A 17199-nucleotide genomic window follows, 5' to 3' on the forward strand; every position below is an offset into this window, starting at 1 on the left:
CGATTTAACTAGCACCACGCGTACTTATATACTTAATTGAAAAATGTTGCATAATGCCTTTTCTCCTAATACTTATTGACCTTAAACCTACTTGAAGCTTTATTATAAAATATGCTGAATTTACTTACAAATTGAAAGAAGAAAAATATGGAAGGTCAAATAGTAAAATTAGCGTATTTATATGAAGATCTTATGAATACGTACGGTGATTCTGGTGATGTCAAAATTTTACAGTACCTCTTAAAAAGAAAAGGATTTAAATCAAAAGTTGATAATATTTCTCTAGGTGATCAATTCAATGCAGAAAATTATGACTTTATTTTCTTTGGTGGGGGACAAGATTTTGAGCAAAGTGTGGTTGCTAAAGATTTGGTTCGTTATAAGGAAACTTTACGGAAATACATAGAAGAGGAAAATCCGATCCTTTGCATTTGCGGTGGCTATCAGCTGATGGGTAATTATTATCGAATCAGTTCAGGTGAAATTATTGAAGGATTAGGAATTTTACCATTTCATACGATTTTTAAAGCAGATAAAAGAATGATTGGCGATACAAAATATGTGACTGAATGGGGAGAAGTGAGAGCTTTTGAAAATCATTCTGGTCAAACATATTTTGAAGACAATGATATGATTCAGCCTTTAGGCAAAGTACTTGAAGGCTTTGGCAACAACCCACAGGAAAAATCAGAAGGAATAAGATATAAAAACTTGATTGGCTCATATTCACATGGTCCATTATTGAAAAATTTGAATATAGCTGATGGTATTGTCAAATTAATTATTGAACGATATCAAAGAAGAATAAATAAGATTACGGTTTAGGGAGAAAAATGACAAAGATAAATTTTAAAAGAGATGGTTTGACATTAGTTGGACAAGTAGAAAGACCATTTGCAGAAAAATATGATTTAGCCATTCTTTTGCATGGTCTGGGAGATAACCAAGATACCTCATTGATGAGAAAGCTTTCTAGTAGTTTAAGAAATGCAGGAATTGCAAATATTAGATTTGACTTTAGTGGGCAAGGAGGATCTTCTGGCAAATTAGAAGAAATGACAATTTTCAGTGAATTGGCAGATGCAAGTACTGTATTAGAAGAAGTACGTTCAAATCCACATGTAAACAATATCTATCTTATAGGACATTCGATGGGCGGCGTAGTAGCAACGCTATTAGCAGATTTGTATCCTGATTTGCTTCCTAAGCTTGTTTTATTAGCGCCAGCAGCTAGTTTAAAAGACTACATAAATAATGGTGAACTAATGGGCACAAGTTTTGATCCTAATAATATTCCCAATAAAGTACGTGCCGGTAAACTCACACTTGGTAGTTTATTTTTTAGAAGTTTTAAGAATTTATCGATTTATGGGTCGGCCGGGCGATATAAGGGTGAAGTTAATATTATTCAAGGAACTAATGATGAAGCTGTTGCGGTTTCTTATGCTCAAAAATTTGATCATGTATTTCCAAATAGTCAACTTAATCTAATTGAGAATGCAGATCACAGCTTTACAGAAAGCTTTGAAGATAAAGCAGTTGATCAAGTAATAAAGTTCTTAAAGTAGGGAGAATAATTATGTGCGGAATTGTGGCATTTTATGACCCAAAAATAAATGACAAACAAAAAGTGATTGGTAAAATGATGGCTACTATAAAACATCGTGGGCCAAGTTCTGATGGCTTTTATACAAATGATGAGGTGGCTTTAGGTTTTAGACGACTTTCAATTATTGATTTACGTGGTGGTGCTCAACCTATTTATAATGAAGATCATACTAGATCGGTCCTTTTTAATGGAGAAATTTATAATTATAAATTTTTAAGAAAAGAGCTAATTGAAGCAGGTCATATTTTTACCACCAAAGCTGATACAGAAGTCTTGCTTCATGGTTATGAAGAATGGGGAATGGATGGTCTACTCAAACGTGTTCGAGGAATGTTCGCCTTTATCATTTGGGATGAAAATAATAAAACTTTATATGGTGCACGAGATTTCTTTGGCATAAAGCCTCTTTATTATAGTAATCAAGATGATCATTTCTTAGTTGGATCAGAACTGAAGAGCTTTTTAGAATTCCCAAAATTTAAAAGAAAATTGAATGCCAAAGCAGTTAAACCATATTTAATGAATCAATATAACGACTTAGAGGAAACTTTTTTTAAAGGTGTATATCGCTTTCCAGCAGGTCATTGGTTTGAGTATAAGGCTGGAAGAATGAAAATCCATCAGTATTGGGATGCTGAATATAAAGAAAATAGTCTAAGTTTTGAAGAGACTATTAAAAAGATTGATGAGGACTTACGAGAAACAATTGATCTGTACAGAAATGCAGATGTAAAGGTAGGTGCGTTTTTATCTGAAGGTGTTGACTCGTCTTACTTAACGACACTGCTAAATCCTGATAATGTTTTTTCTATAAAGTTTGATGATTCAACTTATGATGAGTCAGTTAAGGCTCAGATTTTGGCTAAGCACAATGGTTGGAATTTCTTTAGTGGTAAAGTGAATGCGGATGAAGCAATGCGAGATTTCCCCGAAATGCAGTATCATATGGATGAGCCAGATGCCAATCCTTCAATTATTCCACTTTGGTACTTATGCAAATTGGCTAGAAAGCATGTAACAGTTGCTCTGTCAGGTGAAGGTGCGGATGAACTTTTTGCAGGGTATGTTAATTATGGGATGCATACGCATAATGATTTCATTAAGGTTTTTACTAGTAAATTGCAAAAGCTTCCGAAAAGAAGTCAATATAAGCTAGCTCATAAGATTAAAAAGTTACCTCATTTTCTGGGCAAGGTTCATATATATACTAATTTGGCTAAACCAAGTGAATTTTATGTTGGGCAATCGGTCATATATGATATGGATTATCCAACTATTTTTACATCAAAGGATGCTAATTCTATATTACAAAAGCAATATCAGAATGATTTAACTGTGAATGGAATTTATCAAAAGGACTTTAAGAAAGTAAAAAACGTAGATCGAGTAAAGCAAATGCAATATATTGATTTACATCATTTTATGCTTAACGATATTGAACAAAAAGCTGATAAGATTTCGATGGCACATTCNGATGGCACATTCACTTGAATTGCGAGTCCCATATTTAGATAAGAGAATTGCTGAATTGGCCAATACGATTCCGACTAAGTATTTAGTGAATAAATACGATACTAAATATGCTTTGAGAAAAGCCGCTGAAAAAGTTTTACCGGATGAATGGGCTAAAAGACCTAAGTTAGGTTTTCCAACGCCAATTAAGCAATGGCTGAAGGAAGAGCGCTTTTATAAACAAGTGAGAAACTTATTTACGGAAGAATTTGTGAATAATATTTTTGATCAGAAGAAGATTGTAAAATTACTTGATCAAAATTATCAGGGAGATGGCTCTCATCGACGTCAAATTTGGACCATTTACACTTTTTTAGTGTGGTACAAGTTGTTTTTCATTGATTATGAAAATACTGTTGAGAAATATCAAAGAGTACAACCAGAAGTTGACAGTTTAATTAAACAAGGAAGATTATTATAATATTGCAAAAAATAATTATTTGATCAAGAAATAGTGAATGAAAAAACGATCAAAAACCTTAATTTTGGTTTTTGATCGTTCTTTTATATTTGAAAGTATTTTAATTATGCTTCTTTTTCTTTAAGAAGATCACGAATTTCTTTTAAGTAATCTACCTCAGTTGGAGCTTCGGGCTTTTCTTCTTTTTCTTTTCTAGTGAACTTGTTAACGGCTTTAACAAGGAGAAAGACAACAAAAGAAATAATCAAAAAGTTGATTACAGCGTTTAGAAAACTACCATACTTAAAAGTTGCATCCCCAACCTTGAACACAAGATTGGATAAATCTATTCTACCGATAAAAAGTCCAATAAATGGATTAATCAAATTTTTAACCAATGATTGAACAATTGCTGTAAAAGCTGCACCGACAATCACACCGACTGCTAAGTCAATAACATTTCCGCGGGCAATAAATTGTTTAAATTCTTTAAGTATTTTATTCACTCCTGTATCTAAATTAAAGTATATTTAGTTTAAGTATATAAGAGTAATAATTTATAGTCTATTATTGACCCTTAGAACCTAGCGGTGATTTGTACTTTCTTTTCTTTAGTCAAAATATTGATTTCACTTTCAGTAACGCGTCCGGTCGACTTTTCAACAGCTTCTGCAATCATTCCGCTTTCTAATGAGAATTCTTTGCTATCGCTGCTTAAGCGATCTTCAACAGTTTGACCACTTAATTCGAAAATAGTAGAAGAACGTCTTTCCTTGACTTTCTCAAGTTTACCGAATTCAGCCATGCTGAAGAATTCTACTAAATCGTCTAGATCAGTTAAATCATAGTGACGAGCAATTCTTTTGCCAGCCCAGTAAAGGATGGTGGCGTTGTCATCACCTAAAATGGTTGGCAATAGAAAGTCCCGATATAATTGGTTAATAAAATATACATGTTCGTTAGCGTGTTCTGTATTTTCTGTCATAAACCTGTTCATCCCTTTTATTCTTTTTTATTTTACCGTAAACTAGTAGGAGTAGAAAATAAATTTTTCTTAATAAGAGGTTTTTATTATGGATAATCGTCCAATTGGACTACTAGATTCAGGCTTGGGCGGCCTGTCAGTTGTTAAAAAAGTAATTAAGAAGCTACCTAATGAATCTACCATTTTTATTGGTGATAACGCACATATGCCATATGGCAACCGAACTAAAGAAGATATTATTAATTTGACGCGTAAGTCAGTAAAATTTTTGCTTAATAACGATGTGAAATTAGTAATTATTGCTTGCAATACGGCAACCGCAGCAGCTATGGATACGATTGAAAAAGAAATAGATCCTCAAGTTATTGGAGTTATTCAATCAGGTGCCCTTGCAGCTGCCAGAACTACTAAAAATAAAAAGGTTGCAGTTGTTGCCACTAGTGTAACTATTGCTTCACATGCTTATGAAAAAGAAATTCATTTTCGTGATCCAGAAATTAAAGTCACAGAATTAGCAGCACCTAAATTAGCTCCGTTAGTAGAAGCTCAAGAAGATCATGCAACTAATTTAAGGGTAGTTAAGGAAAGTCTTGCTCCTTTGCAAGGAAAAGATTTTGATACTCTAGTTTTAGGTTGTACGCATTATCCATTAATTAAGCGAGAGTTCACTGAAGCTGTAGACGATCCTAAGGTAACAATTCTGGATCCAGCTGATCAAGTTGCACAATATACTTTCAACGTAATGCGTCGTGATGGCTTATTTAGCGAAGAAAGGCATAAAGCTGTTCATAAGTATTACACAACGGGTAATCCTGATAACTTTGATAAATTGGCTCGGACATTTATGGATGATGATACTTTGACTTCTGAACATGTAGATACGGAGAACGAATAATGGTCAAGGAAATTTTGTTTGCGACTAGCAATCAGGGAAAAGCTAGAGAGTTAAAAGAGGCTTTTAAAAAGGCTGGCGTAGATGTTGAGATCAAAACTAACGCTGATTTGGATAATCCGCCACATCCAATTGAAAGTGGCCATACTTTTGAAACTAATGCCAAGATTAAGGCACATGAACTAGCCGATTTCAGTAAGATGCCCACTATTGCGGATGATTCAGGCTTAATGGTCGACGCTTTAAACGGTGAACCGGGTGTAAGAAGTGCCCGTTATGCTGGTGAAGCGCATAATGATGCTAAAAATAATGCGAAACTTTTAGCAGAATTGGGCGGTGTTCCTGAAGATAAGAGAACCGCTAAGTTTTGGACTACAATTGTGGTTTCGATGCCAGGAAAGTTTGATAAGGACTTAGTCGTTTCAGGTACTTGCTCTGGTCGAATCTTAGCTTTGCCTCAAGGTGAAGATGGTTTTGGTTATGATCCACTCTTTTATGTGCCAGAAAAAGGTAAGACATTTGCTCAAATGACTACTGATGAGAAAAATGAAATTTCACATCGTGGTCGTGCAGTGGAAAAGTTATTGCAGGAATTGCCTGCTTGGCTTGCACAATTTGAATAAAGTAAAAATGCCCAGTTTTTTGAACTGGACATTTTTTAATTGCTTTTTTTAGCTGTAGTAGTATCTCGGGCTGTACTGGCAAATACAATACCATTTTCTCGTAAAGTTTGGATATATTGCGTTAGGTATAAATTCTTAACATCGCTTTGTTTACCAGGTTTAACTTGAAAATGAACATCATAAACAAATTTTTGTCCTGTTTGCTCAATTACACCTACAATAGATGGCCCCTGTACAATTGTCTTTTTCTCAGGTTGAACTTTGCGATTGCATTCTTTGATTAGACGATCAACTTTTTCGATATCATTTTTGGTATCAAGATCTAGTTTAATATCTAATGCTACGCCACCGTGAGCTAGATTTTGTACGATTGTAATATTGCGGTTAGGGATGTAAATCAATGAACCATCTGAGCCTTTTAATCTAGTAGTTCGAAGTCCTAATTGAACTACCGTGCCGACGTTAGTTCCAATTTGTACCAAATCACCAACATCAAATTGATCTTCGCTTAAGATAAAGAAGCCGTTGACCAGATCGCTGACGAAACCTTGTGCTCCCATACCTAAAGCTAGTGAAAAGATCCCAGCACTTGCTAATAGTGTTCCAACAGGTACTCCTAGAATCGATAAGATGCCAAATAAATAAAAGAAAATCAAAGTGTATTGAAACAAACTGTTAATTAGGGCTGCAATTGTTTTGGTACGCTTATTTTTTAAAGTATTATGTTTGGCTAAATAATTGTTAATTAATTTATGGCCAAAGTGAGATAATATATAAAAGATTAGAGTTGTAATCACTAATTGCCAAATGGTAGAAAGTAAATTTTGACTAATCTTGTTCCAATCGAATTGGATTTTATGAATGCTTATATGTGAAGGAATCTTCATATAATGTCCTTTCTTATTTTTTATGGTTTAATAATACATAAGATTGAGAATAAAGTACATTCATGCTAGACTTTTTTTAGATGATATGGAGGTAAAAGATGACAATTTCTTACGGTGCTTTAGCTGGACTAATTGCAGCAGTTGCATTTTTAATTTTAGTGTTATTCACGATTCCAATGCTTAGAAGAACTGCTAAGGTTTTAAAAGAAACCAGTTCAACTATTGAAACAACTAACGAATCATTGAAAAAAATGACTGAAGACATGGATAGCTTAATGAGTCAAACAAATGATTTGTTGGATAAAACTAATGACCTTATGACCGACGTTAATGGTAAAATGAAGACGTTAGATCCAGTGGTTAAAGCTGCTGCAGACTTAGGCGAAAGCGTTTCAGAATTAAATGATTCATCCAAAAAGATCGCTAAACGTTTTAGCAGCAATCATTTTAGTCATGCTGGTCTTGTTTCTTCAATTGCAGCGGCTGCTTTTGCTAGACGCAGACGTCGTAAAGGTGAAAATTAATTAAAAGGAGGAATTCACCATGAAAAAATTCGCAAGTTTCGTATTAGGCGCTATCGCCGGTTGTGCAGCAGGTTTTATTGCAGGCTCACTTCTTGTTAGTGACGAACAAGTTGATGACGTTAAGAATAAACTTAAGGACAACGATAAGCTTCAAGATTTAAAGAAGAAATATGATAATGGTACTGAAATTGTCAAGAACCAATTAGCTTCATTCCCGAAGAATGTTGAAGATGATTCCGAATTAAAGGATTTTGATGACATCGTAATCGATGATTCAGATAAAGACGATGACGTTGCTGACAAAGACAACGCAGAAGAATCAGTTGATGACTTGAACAATGCTGAAACTGAAGACACTACTGATACTTCATCAGATGCAGACAAGCCAGAAGCTTAATAATTTAGTCTATTAAAAAAGACCGACATTTGTCGGTCTTTTTTCTTTGGCTTTAATCTTTAAGTGGCAAAATCTTTAAGTCTTTATCGGTATGGGTAAATGGCTTAAAACCATCTTTAGTTACAACACCACAGTCTTCGATTCTGACACCAGCAAAACCAGGGATGTAAATACCTGGTTCAATGGAGAAGCACATGCCTTCTTCAAGTACTAAATCATTGCCTTGAACAATTGATGGATATTCGTGTACGTTTTTACCAATTCCGTGACCCAAACGGTGAATGAAGTATTCGCCATAACCAGCATTAGTAATAATGTCACGGGCAACGCTATCAAGTTCCTCTGCAGTGATTCCTGGTTTAGCTGCTTCAATAGCAGCTTGTTGGGCTTCACGATCAACTTCGTAAATCTCACGTTGCTTGTCACTAGGAGTACCGTAAGCCACAGTTCTACTGGAATCTGATGCATAGCCGTCATGCATAGTCCCTAAGTCGAATAATACTAATTCGTTTGGTTGTACTTGATTCATAGTTGGACCAAGGTGGGGATTAGCTGCATTTTTACCTGCTTGTACAATGGTTTCAAAACTTTCATGCATAACACCTTTTTGAATCTTTAATTGGTAATCGATTTGACCGGCAATACTTCTTTCAGTAGCACCAGTTCTAATAGCATCGAAACCAATCTTGAAAGCAAAGTCGGCTTCTGCACCGGCACCTTGCAATTTCTTAATTTCTTCAGGAGTTTTGTAAAGACGAAGTTTTTCGATAAATGGTGAAACGTCGTTGGTGAAGCTAGAGCTAGGGAATTCACTACGTAAAAGTTGATAATGAGAAACGGATAAACTGTCCTTTTCAATTGCCCAGTTATGTGTTTCACTAGTTCTCTTTTTAACGTTATCAGCGATCAAACTCCATGGATCTTCTGAATCAAGGTAACCGAAAACGTCACCATCCCACTCAGAATTTTTAGCTTCTTCAACATTTAAAGCAGGGCAGAAGATAAAAGGATCTGCATCTTTAAATGCGAGTAAAGCAAAGATTCGTTCGTGAGGATCCATTGAGTAACCAGTAAAGTATGAAATAGTAATTGGATTAGAAATATATGCAATGTCGTTGCCTGAGTCTTGCAACCATTGTTGTAATTTATCTAAATTCATGGGTGTCCTCTTTTCGTTAAATTTAGTTCAGTATAACATGTTTTACTATGAAAAAATGAAAGAAAAACTGTAAACGTTTGCAATTATTGCTACATAATGATAAATTAAAGTGAAGGATATTTTGGAAGGACTGAGATAAGAGATGCATAAGCAAGAAGTTACAATCTATGATGTCGCTCGAGAAGCGAAGGTTTCAATGGCTACTGTTTCTCGTGTTGTTAATGGTAATAATAATGTTAGAAAAGAAACTCGTGATCGCGTACTTGCGGTTATTAAGAAACTCCACTATCAACCAAATGCAGTAGCACAAGGTTTAGCTTCTAAACGTACTACTACGGTTGGTCTGATCGTTCCAGATTTGACTAATTTATATTTTGCCGAATTATCTAAGGGGATCGATGATATTGCTCTTTTGTACAAATACAATATCATCATTACAAGTATTGAAAATCGCTTGATGAAAGAAGACCAAGTTATTCAGAGTTTGCTCAATAAGCAGGTTGATGGTGTGATTTATATGTCAAACCGTTTGCCAGATGAAGCTGCAGAAGCATTCAAGCGGACTGAAACGCCTGTGGTTTTAGCAGGAACTAAGGACAATCGCGATGAATTTGCCTCAGTTACGATTGACTACAAGAAAGCTGATACTGAAGCGTTAAACTTAATGATGCATGATGGCAAGAAGAACTTAGCCATCGTAGTTGGTGATCAAGATGCCGTGGTTAACGGTGAGAACAGAATTCCAGCATATGAAGAATTCATTAAGGAAAACAATTTGGGAGAACCCCATATTTATACTGACATTAAGGATTATTCAGATGGTTACAATTTATATCCACAACTTGTTAAAGACGGTATTGATGGTGTAATTGTTACTCGTGATATTTCTTCTGTTGGTATTTTGAATTCTGCAATCGATGCAGGCAAGAAGATACCAGAAGACTTGGAAATTGTTACTGCGAGTGCTACTCAACTTGCTTCTGTTGTTCGTCCAGCCTTGACCACGATTAAGCAACCACTTTATGACATGGGTGCTGTGGCAATGAGAATGTTGACTAAGTTGATGAATAATGAAGAAGTTGATGAAACTCATATTGAATTGCCATATGAATTGGTTAAGAAGCAAAGTACTTTGAATCAATAAAATTGATTATGAAAAAAGATCAGTTGTAAAAACTGATCTTTTTTAATTTTTAGTAGACAATATGATTAATTTGCTTTTGTTTTTCGGCGTAAGTTGGTTCATTAACTAATTGATTTGGGTTGTATGGTAATAATACTAGATTGGTGTATTGACTAACTCTTGGCAACTGATCATATTTAGTGAAGTCTTTGCTATTGAAGAAGCCGTAGAATAAAATGCTTTTTGCCTTAACCCAGCCGAGTTTAGTGTAGATCCACATGTTTTTAGGACTGCCATTAAAGTTTTGAATCTTGAATAATTTGTTTGCTGGCAAAGTCTTAGTGGTTCTAGCTTGATTATCGGGATAGCTGTAAATCGTTACTTTAGAGTTAGGCTTGGCAATAATTCTTTTTTGCTGATAAGGTGCAATATCTTGTGGTTTTAAATCCAAATTGACAAATTCTGCTGAAATAAATGTTTTTTCTGCAATTTGGTAGTAAAGATGATCATCTACTCTGACGCCATAAGTGACATCTAATTTTTGTCCTGGATAAACATATTTCTTTTCTTTGATACGGACATAGGGATTCATCATTGTTGCCGTTTTAGTTTTGCCAAAATAAATGCCTTGCCGATTGATCGCGTACTTTTTGGTGCCACTTTTGGCTAATTTATATTTAAAACCAGTAGCTGGAAAATTAGTTACTACCCCATCAACGTTGCGGTTGATTAACCAATGCCAAAGGGCAGGTGATTCGTCCATCTCAGCCCAGACAAAGAGTTGCTTGTGGAGTTTATGCAACCAATGGATTAAAAAGGGATGCTCTTGTACAATATCTGACGAAGCGTTAACTGCATTAACTTGAGGCAAAATACTAAAGTTGATTCGTTTCAAGCTGCCTACAATTAAAATCAGATAGGCATCAGGCATCACTTTTCTTAAGTGAAATAAACTAGCTGCAGAAAAAGAATGAATCATAATTCGATTTTGCATATGATATTCTTTAACGACTTCTGCAATTTTATCTTCTAATTCGTAAGATGGATTGATACTATGGTCGATTTTGGTTTCTAAAACAAATTTGGTATTTGGCTTATTTTTATAATGAGCAAACAATTCGTTTAACGACATTACATGTTCGCCGTTGTCGTACCTTAGTTGTTTAAGTGTTTCAAAGTTATTTTGTGATACAATTGCATGTGTATGTGTAACTCGATAAAGATCATCATCATGAGAGATGACCAGAACCCCATCTTTTGAAAGTTGGAGATCGAGTTCGACGTAATCGGCACCGGAATTAAAGGCGGAATTATCAGCCTGGATAGTTTCTTCAGGATACTTGATAGGATCGCCTCGGTGGCCTACAACAGTAAAACCACTGGTTGTAAAAAAGATTAAGCTAAAAAAAAGAGCCCAAAGCAATTGGCTTTTAAATTTCATGTGTACACCTCTATCGCATATTTACAATAGCATGGTTACACATTTTTTTCTATTTGATAGTATGATTCTTTTATTCCTTAAAGGGTGAATTTGATGGAACAATTGGATTTAATTGAAGAAGTTACTAGAAATGATGGCAGTCGCTATTATGAAATCTCTAATATTGATCAAAATGGGATTGCAGAACTTGCGGCCGATCATGGTTATATCAAGAAAGTTAGAATATTGCAGCTGAATATTCCACGAACCAAGGCTTTGGTTGAATATGAAAAGTATATCAACGATACTTATGATTTGCAGACTCTAACCAATGAAGATGATTGGAAAAATCCTAAGTGGGTAGAGTGGAAGAAACCTAAAGGAAAAGTTTTGGATGCATATAACATGATATTGAAAGCCAATCGAATTGGATAGAAAGCGGCATGAAAAATGGAAACATTGCGAATTTTACATACAAATGATCTTCATTCACATTTTGAACATTTTCCTAAAATTGGACGCTATTTAAAAAAGGCGCAGGCAGATACTTCTGTTGATGAGGTTTATACCTTTGATGCAGGCGATTTTATGGATCGTTCCCATCCGCTAACTGATGCTACTGAGGGACAGGCCAATATTAAGTTAATGAATGGTTTTGACTATACTGCCATTACTATTGGCAATAATGAGGGAATATCCAATCCTCATTGGGTCTTAGAACATCTTTTTGATCATGCAAAATTTCCAACTATTTTAGCGAATCTGCGTGAAGAGGATGAAAGCATGCCTAAATGGGCTGTGGGACACAAGATTTTGACTACTAAGAAAAATACACGAATTGCTTTAATCGGATTAACTGCCGCTTATCCAATGACTTATGGTCCTAATCATTGGCATGTCAAAATGTTAGGAAGCACGATGGATCAAGAATTAGCTAAGATTAAAGATCAATACGATGTTTTAATTTTGTTAACTCACGTTGGTCTTAAAATGGATCGCTGGCTTGCTAAGAATTATCCTCAGATTGATTTGATTGTAGGTGGTCATAGTCATGATTTGCTAGCTCATGGTGAAAAAGTGAATCGTACTTGGATTACGCAGACTGGTAAGTGGGGCAACTATGTGGGCGACATTCATGTCGAGCTTGAAGATCATCGCGTAACTAAAATCGTTCCTAATACTGTTGCCACAGCATCTATGCCAGCTAAACCAGAAGATGAGGCAGTAATTCAAGGTTATTATGACAAAGGCAAGAAACTTTTATCAGAACGCAAAGTGGCTGATTTGCCTGAAAAGTTCACAGATGATAAGGTGGCTGCCGTACAAGTTTCTCTTGATGCAATTGCTAATTTTGCCAAAACAGATTTAGCTATTTTAAGTTCTGGTTTGTTCTTGACTCCCTTTAAGAGTGGGGTGTTAACGCAATACGATTTGCAAAATGCTTTGCCACACCCAATGCATGTTGTGCGTTCAACCTTAAAAGGCAGTGATCTCTGGCGTTTAGTAATGGAAATTGAAAAGAATAGACACTATCTTGATCATTTCCATTTGCAAGGGATGAGCTTTAGAGGCAAGATTTTTGGTCAGATGTACTACAAGGGCATTAAAGTCGATATGCGTAAACGCATTGTTTATGTAAATGGTAGCGAGATAGATCCTGAGAAAGAATATCAGATTGCCTGTTTGGATCACTATGTTTTAGTTCCATTTTTCCCAACTTTGGCCATTGTTGGTGAAAATGAGTTCTTATTCCCACAATTTTTACGTGAAGTTGTTGGGGAATATTTAGCTAAAAAATACCCATTATCATCTAGAAGTGAAGTAAATGACTGAAGAAAATAAAAAGAAATCGGAAGATCAATCCGAAGAAAAAGTAAATAAATTTGAGCAAGAGCAGCCTATTCGTCATCCTTTAGCTGATATTGTACAGGATGGAAAAAGCATCAAAATTAATGAGCAACTTTATAGCATTATTGTGAATGAACGGGATGCGCTGGATATAGAAACGCTGCGTAAAAAATATGACCCTTACCTTGATCAATACGATTATTTAGTAGGTGATGTTTCTAGTGATCACTTACGTTTAAAAGGTTTTTACAAAGATGATGCGCGCACTTCGATTGATAAGAAAGAAATGTCGATCGTAGATTATTTGACAGAGTACTGTAATCCAGGTGGTCCATATTTTATCTTAGAATTAACTCATCCAACGCATTTTTATCAACATCAGAAAAAGCGACCGCATGAGTATCATGAACGCGAGTTTAGCAAGCGTGAGTTTAACAAGAATGAACGTTTTCGTCGCCGGCGTTATAAGACGTATCGCAAGAATGAAAATAAAAATAATCCATTCAAAAAGCGCCGCGTTCATCAGACTAAATTTAAAAAGAAGCAATCAATTGCAGTTAAAAAAGAATATGGACGGCATCATTCTTTTATCATTAAAAAGAGAAAGGGAAACTAGTGAAAGATTACCGGTTATTTTTAATTGACTTGGATGGAACTGTTTATCGCGGAAAGGATACCGTTGAGTCAGGAGTAAGATTTGTTCATCGGTTGGTAGAACAAAAGAAAGACTATTTATTTTTAACCAACAACACTACCAGAACACTTCAAATGGTGGTTGATAAGTTAAAAGGACATGGGGTTGAAACAGATGTAAATCATGTTTACACCCCAAGTATGGCAACAGTTAGCTATATTTTGAATCACAATCATAAGCAGAAAATCGGAGTTTATATTATTGGACAAATCGGCTTATGGAGTGAGATATTAAAACATCCTGAATTTGAAATCAATGAAGCCAATCCGGATTATGTAATTGTCGGAATGGATACCGATTTGACTTACCATAAGGTACGTGTTGCTTCTCGTGCTATTAGAGAAGGGGCTACCTTTATCGGAACGAATGCAGATATGAATTTGCCCGCGGAAGGGGAACTTATTCCAGGTAATGGTTCACAGTGCGCATTTGTTGCGGCAGCTAGTGGTGTAGAGCCTTTGTATATTGGTAAACCAGAATCAATTATCGTTAATATGGCTTTGAGTAAGATGGGGTATTCTAAAGATGAAGCTCTATTAGTCGGCGATAATTATGATACAGACATTAAAGCTGGCTTTAATAGCAATGTTGATCAATTGTTGACATTAACCGGGGTAACCAAAAAAGAAGATATTCAAGGTAAGCGTCAACCGACTATTTTGGTCAATAATCTGGATGAATTTAAATTATGATTACTAAAGACAATATTTTTTCGATTATTTATCACTTTTTGTTTGCTATTACTAGTAGCGTAGTAGGAGCAATTGTCGCTAGTTGGTCATTATTATTTATTTTTATGATCGTGCAGAAGACGTATGAGACGGTTCATATGTCTTTATTTAAGGTTATGCATAATTATAACCAGTTGATGTTTTATTTGATCTGGCCCCTTAAAAAGCACCTTAAAATGGATAATTTTCCTACATCACCAAATGCTGCTGAACATTTTGCGGAATGTAAGCAACTATTTGTTTTAGCTGTTTTGGTTTTTGTTATCTGTTTAGTACTGCATTTTATTTTTAAAAAGCAAAGAAAAAAAGCACTACTTGATTTAGATAAGTCAGCAGCACTTATTTTGCTTTTATTGCCTATTGTTGTTTTTCCGTTTGCTGTAACTAATTTCGACAGCTTTTTTGTGATCTTTCATCATGTTTTATTTAACAATAATGATTGGCTGTTTAATCCAAGTACGGATCCAATTATTAATGTTTTGACGGAAGGATTTTTTGCCTCATGCTTTGCAGTAGCAGGGGTTGTTTATGAATTATATTTTGCTGAAAAATTATTGCGCAAGTAAAAAGAGTTCCAAATTAATGGAACTCTTTTTTGAGTGATATTTTTTTCTTCAAAGCCACAATAGCGATTGGTACTACTGAAACTAAAATTATAGCAATCACGATCATTGAGAAGTGATCTTTAACAAATGGAATGTTGCCGAAGAAGAAACCGATAACTGTAAATAATCCGGTCCAGAGCAAACCACCCAATACATTGTATGCGATGAACTTACCATAATGCATCTTGCTTCCGCCTGAAATGAACGGTACAAAAGTACGAATGAACGGGATGAATCTACCTATAACAATCGTAATTGGACCGTGGCGCTCGAAGAATTTTTCAGCTGCTAGCCGATTGTTTTTGTTGATCAGTTTATTGAACCAACTATGTTTTTCACCAGCTCTAGCTGACCAGGCACCAATTTCATAGTTAGCTGTATCGCCCACAATAGCAGCGAAGGCGACTACAAAGTAGATTAGCCAAATATTCAATCCGTATTTAGGATTAGCTGCCATTGCACTTGCTGCAAAAATTAATGAATCACCTGGCAGGAAAGGAAAGACAACCAATCCCGTTTCAATAAAAATAATTGCAAAAAGAATCAAATAAGACCAGCCGCCGAATTGATTGACGATCGTGACTAGATGATCATCAATGTGAAGAATAAAATCAATTAAAGTCATAAAAACTCCTACATGCTAGTTGAATGAATGGTTAAAGTTTTTTCTGGAAATAGATCGCGCATAATAGCTGTAATAGCGATCTGTGCTTCGCCAAAACCTAATGCAATTAGAGGCACGCGTCCAGGATAGGTGACAACATCACCTACAGCATAAATTCCATTAATATTGGTCTTCATTGAACGGTCGACTGCAATATTGGTGCCATTAAGATCAATGCCCCATTTTTTAACAAAACGATTATTTGCTTTGAAACCATATGCGACGATGATTTGATCAAATGTTTCATTTCTTAGTTGCGTGCCGCCCATTTCTTTAAGGCTGACGTCCAACTGATTATTGATCATTTGGATATCTTTAGGAAGATATGGCGTGAGAATTTCAACGTTTTTTAAAGATTTTAGTTTGGCTACGTTGGACTCTAAACCACGGAATTGATTACGCCGATGAATAATTTTGATATTGGCATAATTAGATAATTCAAGAGCCCAATCAAGAGCGGAATCACCACCGCCGAATACGCCAATTGTTTGACCAGCAAATTCTTTAGGATCTTTAATGAAATAGTGAACTTGTTTTTTAGTGGCTTCGTCCATTTTTAGTGGCAATTCTTTTGGTTTGAACGCACCAGCACCAGTAGCAATGATAATGCTGCGAACAAAAACAGAATTATCAATCGTAAAGCCGTCTGAATTTTTAGTAACTTGTTCAACCTTATGATTAGTGACGATTTTCGTTTCGCCTGCAAGATCATCTGTTAATTTTTTTATTAGATCTGTACCCGTAATTTTTTTGTAGGCAGGGATGTCTGTTATTTGTTTAAATGGATAAAGCATTTGAGGTTGACCACCAACTTCAGATAATGAATCAAAAATTATACTGCTTAATCCATGTAAATGAGCGTAATGTGCGGCAAATAAACCAACAGGTCCGCTGCCAATAATTGCTAAATCATAATTTCCTATTTTGAACACACCTCTCTTAATTATTGTCGTATCAACTTTACCATGAAATAGAACAATATTCATTTGAAAAATAGCTTGCTTAATTTTAGTAAATACGATATATTATTGAAGTCGCGTTTTTATATCGCGATTAATTATTAATAAAAAAAGACTTGCATTTGAAAAACAAGTTTGATATATTAATAAAGTCGCTTCGAGGGAAG

At 35.2% G+C, this 17199-nt stretch carries 20 protein-coding genes and 1 pseudogene; 14 read left to right on the top strand and 7 right to left on the bottom strand.

What is annotated here, in order from left to right; all coding sequences use genetic code 11:
• Positions 1-147 precede the first annotated feature (147 nt).
• The 4 genes and pseudogenes from FC57_RS08965 to FC57_RS11330 form a co-directional block, all read left to right on the top strand.
• Positions 148-825 carry a type 1 glutamine amidotransferase gene (locus FC57_RS08965; RefSeq protein ID WP_007126933.1) on the top strand — a complete coding sequence of 226 codons (678 nt, stop codon included), beginning with the start codon at positions 148-150 and terminating at the stop codon, positions 823-825.
• Between the two features lie 8 nt (positions 826-833).
• A complete protein-coding gene (locus FC57_RS08970; protein WP_007126934.1) occupies positions 834-1568 on the top strand; it encodes an alpha/beta hydrolase in 735 nt (244 codons plus the stop codon).
• Between the two features lie 11 nt (positions 1569-1579).
• Positions 1580-3081 (top strand): asparagine synthase (glutamine-hydrolyzing) (asnB, locus tag FC57_RS08975; RefSeq protein ID WP_236695725.1); only part of this gene is annotated, 1502 nt, incomplete at its 3' end.
• Position 3082: 1 nt separating this feature from the next.
• A pseudogene (locus FC57_RS11330) lies at positions 3083-3542 on the top strand (asparagine synthase-related protein); the annotation flags it as partial.
• Positions 3543-3646: 104 nt separating this feature from the next.
• Here FC57_RS11330 and mscL read toward each other — a convergent pair.
• Both mscL and FC57_RS08985 read right to left on the bottom strand, forming a co-directional pair.
• Positions 3647-4018, bottom strand: coding sequence for a large-conductance mechanosensitive channel protein MscL (gene mscL / locus FC57_RS08980; RefSeq protein WP_040530086.1), 372 nt, complete (start codon positions 4016-4018; stop codon positions 3647-3649).
• An 80-nt stretch (positions 4019-4098) separates the two neighbouring features.
• Positions 4099-4518 (bottom strand): YslB family protein, encoded by a 420-nt coding sequence (locus tag FC57_RS08985; RefSeq protein ID WP_007126937.1) that lies wholly within the window; start codon positions 4516-4518, stop codon positions 4099-4101.
• A gap of 76 nt (positions 4519-4594) precedes the next feature.
• Here FC57_RS08985 and murI point away from each other — a divergent pair, with 76 nt between their 5' ends.
• A complete protein-coding gene (murI, locus tag FC57_RS08990) occupies positions 4595-5401 on the top strand; it encodes a glutamate racemase (RefSeq protein ID WP_007126938.1) in 807 nt (268 codons plus the stop codon).
• Positions 5401-6021, top strand: coding sequence for an XTP/dITP diphosphatase (locus FC57_RS08995; protein WP_007126939.1), 621 nt, complete (start codon positions 5401-5403; stop codon positions 6019-6021). The genes murI and FC57_RS08995 overlap by 1 nt, the downstream gene beginning before the upstream one ends.
• A 35-nt stretch (positions 6022-6056) precedes the next feature.
• Here FC57_RS08995 and FC57_RS09000 read toward each other — a convergent pair whose 3' ends face one another.
• Complete coding sequence (locus FC57_RS09000; RefSeq protein WP_007126940.1) at positions 6057-6908, bottom strand: mechanosensitive ion channel family protein; 852 nt, start codon at positions 6906-6908, stop codon at positions 6057-6059.
• A gap of 98 nt (positions 6909-7006) precedes the next feature.
• Here FC57_RS09000 and FC57_RS09005 point away from each other — a divergent pair, with 98 nt between their 5' ends.
• Positions 7007-7432, top strand: a complete 426-nt coding sequence (locus tag FC57_RS09005; protein ID WP_007126941.1) for a DUF948 domain-containing protein — start codon at positions 7007-7009, stop codon at positions 7430-7432.
• Between the two features lie 19 nt (positions 7433-7451).
• Complete coding sequence (locus tag FC57_RS09010) at positions 7452-7829, top strand: hypothetical protein (protein WP_007126942.1); 378 nt, start codon at positions 7452-7454, stop codon at positions 7827-7829.
• A gap of 52 nt (positions 7830-7881) precedes the next feature.
• On the opposite strand, the gene FC57_RS09015 is transcribed toward FC57_RS09010, so the two are convergent.
• Complete coding sequence (locus tag FC57_RS09015; protein WP_007126943.1) at positions 7882-8988, bottom strand: aminopeptidase P family protein; 1107 nt, start codon at positions 8986-8988, stop codon at positions 7882-7884.
• Between the two features lie 142 nt (positions 8989-9130).
• On the opposite strand from FC57_RS09015, the gene FC57_RS09020 reads away from it, so the two are divergent.
• On the top strand, positions 9131-10132 hold the full coding sequence (locus tag FC57_RS09020; protein ID WP_007126944.1) for a substrate-binding domain-containing protein: 1002 nt from the start codon (positions 9131-9133) through the stop codon (positions 10130-10132).
• 49 nt (positions 10133-10181) lie between these two features.
• On the opposite strand, the gene FC57_RS09025 is transcribed toward FC57_RS09020, so the two are convergent.
• The gene (locus FC57_RS09025) at positions 10182-11552 is read right to left on the bottom strand and encodes a glycerophosphodiester phosphodiesterase (RefSeq protein ID WP_007126945.1); all 1371 of its coding nucleotides are present in this window, start codon (positions 11550-11552) and stop codon (positions 10182-10184) included.
• Between the two features lie 93 nt (positions 11553-11645).
• Between FC57_RS09025 and FC57_RS09030 the strand changes: the two genes are divergently transcribed.
• The 5 genes from FC57_RS09030 to FC57_RS09050 are packed head-to-tail and all read left to right on the top strand — an operon-like array spanning position 11646 to position 15370.
• Positions 11646-11966, top strand: coding sequence for a hypothetical protein (locus FC57_RS09030; RefSeq protein WP_007126946.1), 321 nt, complete (start codon positions 11646-11648; stop codon positions 11964-11966).
• Between the two features lie 15 nt (positions 11967-11981).
• A complete protein-coding gene (locus FC57_RS09035) occupies positions 11982-13364 on the top strand; it encodes a bifunctional metallophosphatase/5'-nucleotidase (RefSeq protein ID WP_007126947.1) in 1383 nt (460 codons plus the stop codon).
• Complete coding sequence (locus FC57_RS09040) at positions 13357-13995, top strand: YutD family protein (protein ID WP_007126948.1); 639 nt, start codon at positions 13357-13359, stop codon at positions 13993-13995. Before FC57_RS09035 ends, FC57_RS09040 begins: the two co-directional genes overlap by 8 nt.
• Complete coding sequence (locus tag FC57_RS09045; RefSeq protein WP_007126949.1) at positions 13995-14765, top strand: TIGR01457 family HAD-type hydrolase; 771 nt, start codon at positions 13995-13997, stop codon at positions 14763-14765. The genes FC57_RS09040 and FC57_RS09045 overlap by 1 nt, the downstream gene beginning before the upstream one ends.
• The gene (locus tag FC57_RS09050; RefSeq protein WP_007126950.1) at positions 14762-15370 is read left to right on the top strand and encodes a TIGR01906 family membrane protein; all 609 of its coding nucleotides are present in this window, start codon (positions 14762-14764) and stop codon (positions 15368-15370) included. Before FC57_RS09045 ends, FC57_RS09050 begins: the two co-directional genes overlap by 4 nt.
• Before the next feature lie 13 nt (positions 15371-15383).
• Here the strand turns inward: FC57_RS09050 and FC57_RS09055 are convergent, their stop codons facing one another.
• Together FC57_RS09055 and FC57_RS09060 are read right to left on the bottom strand one after the other, a co-directional pair.
• Positions 15384-16034, bottom strand: coding sequence for a VTT domain-containing protein (locus FC57_RS09055; protein WP_007126951.1), 651 nt, complete (start codon positions 16032-16034; stop codon positions 15384-15386).
• An 8-nt stretch (positions 16035-16042) separates the two neighbouring features.
• Positions 16043-17059, bottom strand: coding sequence for an NAD(P)/FAD-dependent oxidoreductase (locus tag FC57_RS09060; protein ID WP_007126952.1), 1017 nt, complete (start codon positions 17057-17059; stop codon positions 16043-16045).
• Positions 17060-17199 lie beyond the last annotated feature (140 nt).

Source organism: Lactobacillus ultunensis DSM 16047, from assembly GCF_001436305.1.
Taxonomy (GTDB): Bacteria; Bacillota; Bacilli; order Lactobacillales; family Lactobacillaceae; genus Lactobacillus; species Lactobacillus ultunensis.